This is a genomic window from Synechococcus sp. H55.9, assembly GCF_047462355.1.
Taxonomy (GTDB): Bacteria; Cyanobacteriota; Cyanobacteriia; order Thermostichales; family Thermostichaceae; genus Thermostichus.
This window is the reverse complement of the sequence record NZ_JANSJB010000008.1, coordinates 1-5,029: the sequence shown is the minus strand read 5'-3', so window position 1 is coordinate 5,029 and position 5,029 is coordinate 1. Positions and strand designations below refer to the sequence as shown.

Below are 5,029 nucleotides of genomic sequence, written 5' to 3'. Positions count from 1 at the left end.
ATCACAGCCCCGCTAGAGCTTGGCGCTAGAGGTGAGCACCAGTTTTAGGCGGGCGTGGATGAGATCCAAGTCCGCCAGCCCCAGGTCGATCTCGCCGTCGATGACAATGCCGGTGTGGATCAGCCGATCCAACAACTCCAGCAGGGATCCCTCGCCGTGGGGTTGGCCGGGGTAGTAGTCCCCCTGACGGGGCAGAAGCGTGCCCAGATCTCCCAAGTCCAGGTTGAGATCCGCTGGGTCGATCTCCAGCAGGGCGCAGAGTTGCCGAATTTGCTGGCGCAGGGCTTGCAGGCTGCTGCCGGCTCGCTCAATTTGCTCTGCAGAGAGGCGATTGGCTTCCATCTGGCGTACCACCTGAGCTTCCATCAACTGCCGCAGCAGCTCCACCAAGGTCAGCACCAGCGAGGCCAAACCGGCTTCCGGGCGTTTCCGGCCAGGGGTGAAGTCTTCCGGGCTGGCCGGGCTGACAGCAAGGCGAGGGGAAGGAACAGGCAGGGCCAACCACTGCTCAAAGGGCTGGCAAAACTGTTCTAGGCTGAGCAAATGGAGACGGGGATCCCGAGCGGACTCTTCCCGCTCCTCCGGCAGGTTGTAGCCCCAGTCGGCCAAAAACAAGAGCACCTGCTCCAGTTCCAGTACGCTCTGCACCTGGCGCAGCGTCTGCAGGCGATCCTCGACAAACCAGAGTTCCTCAGGCGCTACCTGGGTCGCTGCTAGCAGCCGCTGTAAGGTGGTGGCCTTGGGGGCCTGCACCTCCTTGCCCAGAATACGGTGGCGCGGCAGTTGGATCCCTTCGCGGAGCAAAAGCTGCTGGATAAACCGCCCCTCTTTGGTGCTGAGAATGGCCAGGCGCGGCTCTCCGGCAGCCTGGATCTGGCGCATCCAGGCCGTCACCCCTGGATAAAAGCGGTGCAGCCCCAGCCAGCCCTGCAGATCTTCTTCGATCCAGCGATCCCGCACCTTATCCAGGGCTTGGGCCAAAGCCCGCTCGGAAACCCCCCCCTGCTGCAACAACTGCTGACGCCAGCCCGGCCAGTCTTGGCGCAAGTCCTCTTCGGGGATCCCTTGCTGCAGCCCCCACAGCAGCAGAGGCATCTCCCAGCCGGTCTCGATTAGGGGTCGCAGGCGGTCGAAGGCAGGGCGCAATGGCTCCAACTGGGCAGGGGCCAAACCCCACACCTGACTACAAACTCGACAGGAAGAAGCAAAGTACTCCGCCCGTCCGTCGCAGAGCACACCATCAAAATCCAGAACTAGAATGCGGGGGGACATTCGCCGGGGCCTAGCGAACTCCATAACTGAGTCCCCCATAGAGCAAGTTGCAAAAATGGGGCCAGAGGCCAAGTTAATTTAACCAAACTGTTTCGCCGGATTGGCCCAACCTAGTTCGATTCCGAGATACGAACAGACTTGATCGCGACCGGATTCAGCGGGCGATCCTGAGGGCCTGTGGGCGCCGTGGCAATTTTATCCAACACGTCCTCCCCCTCGATCAGTTGGCCGAAGATCGTGTAGTTGGGCGGCAGCGGGTAGTCGGCATGCATGATGAAGAACTGGCTGCCATTGGTGTTGGGGCCGGCGTTGGCCATGGCCAAGGTTCCTCGCGTGTAGGAGCGCTGCACCGGCTCATCGGGAAAGCGGTAGCCTGGCCCGCCTCGCCCCGTGCCAGTGGGATCCCCGCCCTGAATCATGAAGCCCCGAATGACCCGGTGAAAGATGACGCCGTCGTAGAAGTGATCATTGGCCAAGAAGACAAAATTATTCACTGTCAGGGGAGCTTCCTGTGGGAACAGCTCCAAAACCATCGTGCCGGCGGTGGTCTCCAGCGTGGCTGTATAGGACTTGGCCGGGTCGATCACCATTGGCGGGGGACTGTTGTAGGTTTTCACGGTTTTGCCCAACTGTTGTGCCAGGAGCAAATCGTAAGAAGAATGCGGGCGGGCCAGAGCGGGAAGAAAGCCAGATCCCACCCAAAGCAGCACCGCCAGCACAGCTAGCTTCAACAGGTGGGCAACCCCTGAGGGCACGCGCATCTCTCTTGCCAGAAAGCTCCGCCCCTATCCTATCAGGATTTGTCCAGGCCCGCCCTTCGCTCGACAGGGATCAAGGCTTGGCTCGTCGCACCAGCCAGTAGCTGACGGAGAGAGCTAGCGTCGCTGCTGCCAGCCCAATGAGATCCAGGCCCCCCAGCTTCTCAAAATCGAAAATAATGATCTTGCGCGCCACCGCGATCAAAGAAGTCACAATCACCAGCTCTACCTGCACCACCTGCTTTTGCAAGTAGGCGGTAATGTTCTCCAGAATCTCCAGCGCGATCAGGATATTCAAAAAAAGGCCGAAGATCTCGATCAAAGTGGTGGAGAAAAAGCCAGTCGGCTCCTGCAGCAGATCGGCCACCAGGAAGCGGGCCAAATCCACCACGGCCACCCCAATCAGCCCGATCATCAAGATGGAAAGCAGCTTCGAGATCAGACTTTCTAGGCGGGTAATGGCCCGCAGAAAGGGATCCTCCTCTTCCGTTTCGTGAGGATTGTGCAAGAGCCACTTGAGAAACCGCATGCCACCTCCCTTTGACGACCCCATTATCTGCCCCAGACGTCTAGGAGGATCGGGATCCCTTGGAGCGATGGTTGCGACACCGCTCAGAACAGTATTTCACCTCCGGCCAACAGTCGGCCCACTTCTTGCGCCAGGTGAAGGGCCTGCCGCAGGTGAGACAGATTTTGCTCGGCAAATCCGACTTCTTCCGGTGGCGGGGCATGGCGCGCTGGAAACAACAACCCTTGGATAACTTAACCAGATAACTGCCCTGTGTTCTGCAACTGCAAGGCTTGAGGCCGGGAACGGTTGTGCAGGGCAGCTTGGATCAATCCCAAAAAGAGGGGATGGGGGCGGTTGGGGCGGGAGCGAAACTCGGGATGGAACTGGGTGGCAATGAAAAAGGGGTGGCTGGGCAGCTCGATGATTTCCACCAGGCGGTTATCGGGCGAGACGCCGCTGATGACGTAGCCGGAATCCAGCAATAGGCTGCGGTAGGCGTTGTTGAACTCGTAGCGATGGCGGTGGCGCTCGTAGATGATGGCCTCGCCGTAGAGCTTGGCCGCCAGGGTGTTGGGCAAAATGCGGCAGGGATAGAGGCCCAGGCGCAGGGTTCCGCCCAGATCCTCTACATCTTTCTGCTCCGGCAGCAGGCTGATGACGGGGTGGGGGGTGTCGGGATCGAACTCGTAGCTGTTGGCCCGCTCCAGATGGGCAATGTGGCATCCCCAGTCGATCACCGCACACTGCATGCCCAGGCACAGCCCTAGGAAGGGGATGCCCCGCTCGCGCACATGGCGGATGGTGGCCACCTTGCCCTCGATGCCCCGGCTGCCAAACCCCCCCGGCACCACCACGCCGTCCACACCGGCCAGCAGGGCTTCTGGCCCCCGCTCCTCAACTTCTTCAGAAGAGATCCAGCGCAAGGTAACGCCGGCATTGAGGGCCAGGCCTGCATGGCGCAGGGCTTCCGCCACTGAGAGGTAGGCATCGGTGAGGCGCACGTATTTGCCGACAATGGCAATTTCTACCCGCTCTTGAGGGTGGTGCAGCCGCTGCACCAAGAGCTCCCACTCGCGCAGGTCGGGCTGCTGCGGATCCAGGGTGAGGATCTGCAAAACCCGCTGCGCCAACCCTTCCTGCTCCAGCACCAAAGGCACATCGTAGATGCTGGGGGCATCCTGGGCCTGGATGACACATTCCACCGGCACGTCGCAAAACTCGGAGATCTTCTCCTTGAGGCCGCGGGGCAGGGGCTGCTCGCAGCGGCACACCAGCACGTCCGGCTGAATCCCGATCGAGCGCAGCTCCTTGACCGAGTGCTGGGTGGGCTTGGTTTTCATCTCCCCCGCCGCCCTGATGAGAGGCACCAGGGTCACGTGCACGTAGGCCACATTGGCACGGCCCACATCTTTGCGAAATTGGCGGATGGCCTCCAAAAAGGGCAGCGACTCGATGTCCCCCACCGTGCCCCCCACCTCCACCAGCACCACGTCGGGGTTGGTCTCGCGCGCCACCCGCCGGATGCGCTCTTTGATCTCCTGCGTAACATGCGGGATCACCTGCACTGTGCTGCCCTGGTAGTCGCCCCGCCGCTCCTTGTAGATCACCGCCTGGTAAATGGCGCCGGTGGTGACGTTGTTGAGCTTGGACATGTTGGTGTCGGTGAAGCGCTCGTAGTGGCCCAAGTCCAGATCCGTCTCGGCGCCGTCGTCGGTGACGAACACTTCCCCGTGTTGGTAGGGGCTCATGGTGCCGGGATCCACATTGATGTAGGGATCCAGCTTTAAAATCGACACAGTGTAGTTGCGGGACTTGAGCAGACGGCCCAGGCTGGCCGCCACAATGCCTTTGCCGATGCTGGAGACGACTCCGCCGGTGACGAAGACAAACTTGGTCATACCCCGGATCCCTTGCCCTCTTCTGAATTATGCCAGGGATGGCGGGGATCCCATTAGCGCAGAGAACGGATGGGGCCGTTGTAGAGGATGGTGGTCTGGAAGGTGCGCCGATCCACCCGCACCTGGGTTTCGATGCTGGGCCGAGTAAAGCCGGGCTCGCCGCCGCGGAAGGTGAAGATCCAGGCATCTGCAAACTCTTCAAACGGCGCGTCGATGGCCGCCCCGTGCATGGAAGCTTCGGCGCGGTAGCGCTGCAAGCCCCCGTTGGCAATTTCAGCCGCTTGGCGGGCCAGGTTTTTGGCCCGGTTGAGATCGCGGAAGTAGCGGCTCACCTCTTCAAAACTCCCCCTGGGCAGCGGGCGCTGCGGGGCGGGTGTGGGCGGCACAGGTCGCGGATCCGGCACGATCGGCAGGGTGGGAATATCCTGGCTGGGGGGCAGCGGGATAGGAGTTCGGGAAGTTTCTGGGAAAAGAGGGGTGATCCCCTGTGCCTGGGCAGACAATAGGGATCCGGCCAAGCAGAGAGGGAAAATGAACTTCATGGGCAATTCCTGGCAAAGTTTTTGATCTAGCTGGAATTACTCTACTGA

Annotated in this window: 6 protein-coding genes; all 6 read right to left on the bottom strand. The window is 60.9% G+C overall.

The features are described from left to right. Positions 1 to 12: 12 nt before the first annotated feature. The 6 genes from gvpJ to NW857_RS02045 all read right to left on the bottom strand — a co-directional run bounded on the left by gvpJ (position 13) and on the right by NW857_RS02045 (position 4,981). Positions 13 to 1,272 carry a gas vesicle protein GvpJ gene (gvpJ, locus tag NW857_RS02070; protein WP_414367827.1) on the bottom strand — a complete coding sequence of 420 codons (1,260 nt, stop codon included), beginning with the start codon at positions 1,270 to 1,272 and terminating at the stop codon, positions 13 to 15. 110 nt (positions 1,273 to 1,382) lie between these two features. Beyond that, positions 1,383 to 1,862, bottom strand: a complete 480-nt coding sequence (locus tag NW857_RS02065) for a peptidylprolyl isomerase (protein WP_414367845.1) — start codon at positions 1,860 to 1,862, stop codon at positions 1,383 to 1,385. A gap of 241 nt (positions 1,863 to 2,103) precedes the next feature. Then, the gene (locus tag NW857_RS02060) at positions 2,104 to 2,559 is read right to left on the bottom strand and encodes a phosphate-starvation-inducible PsiE family protein (RefSeq protein ID WP_414334740.1); all 456 of its coding nucleotides are present in this window, start codon (positions 2,557 to 2,559) and stop codon (positions 2,104 to 2,106) included. 40 nt (positions 2,560 to 2,599) lie between these two features. Further along, positions 2,600 to 2,761 carry a DUF2256 domain-containing protein gene (locus NW857_RS02055; RefSeq protein ID WP_414334739.1) on the bottom strand — a complete coding sequence of 54 codons (162 nt, stop codon included), beginning with the start codon at positions 2,759 to 2,761 and terminating at the stop codon, positions 2,600 to 2,602. Between the two features lie 31 nt (positions 2,762 to 2,792). Then, a complete protein-coding gene (locus NW857_RS02050; RefSeq protein WP_414367826.1) occupies positions 2,793 to 4,439 on the bottom strand; it encodes a CTP synthase in 1,647 nt (548 codons plus the stop codon). Positions 4,440 to 4,492: 53 nt separating this feature from the next. Then, positions 4,493 to 4,981, bottom strand: a complete 489-nt coding sequence (locus NW857_RS02045; protein WP_414367824.1) for a hypothetical protein — start codon at positions 4,979 to 4,981, stop codon at positions 4,493 to 4,495. Positions 4,982 to 5,029: the final 48 nt, after the last annotated feature.

Coding starts and splice junctions, on each gene's coding strand:
- NW857_RS02065 (WP_414367845.1), bottom strand. CDS start 1,862: ATGGTGATCGACCCGGCCAAGTCCTATACAGCCACGCTGGAGACCACC.
- NW857_RS02055 (WP_414334739.1), bottom strand. CDS start 2,761: ATGCCCCGCCACCGGAAGAAGTCGGATTTGCCGAGCAAAATCTGTCTC.
- gvpJ (WP_414367827.1), bottom strand. CDS start 1,272: ATGTCCCCCCGCATTCTAGTTCTGGATTTTGATGGTGTGCTCTGCGAC.
- NW857_RS02050 (WP_414367826.1), bottom strand. CDS start 4,439: ATGACCAAGTTTGTCTTCGTCACCGGCGGAGTCGTCTCCAGCATCGGC.
- NW857_RS02060 (WP_414334740.1), bottom strand. CDS start 2,559: ATGCGGTTTCTCAAGTGGCTCTTGCACAATCCTCACGAAACGGAAGAG.
- NW857_RS02045 (WP_414367824.1), bottom strand. CDS start 4,981: ATGAAGTTCATTTTCCCTCTCTGCTTGGCCGGATCCCTATTGTCTGCC.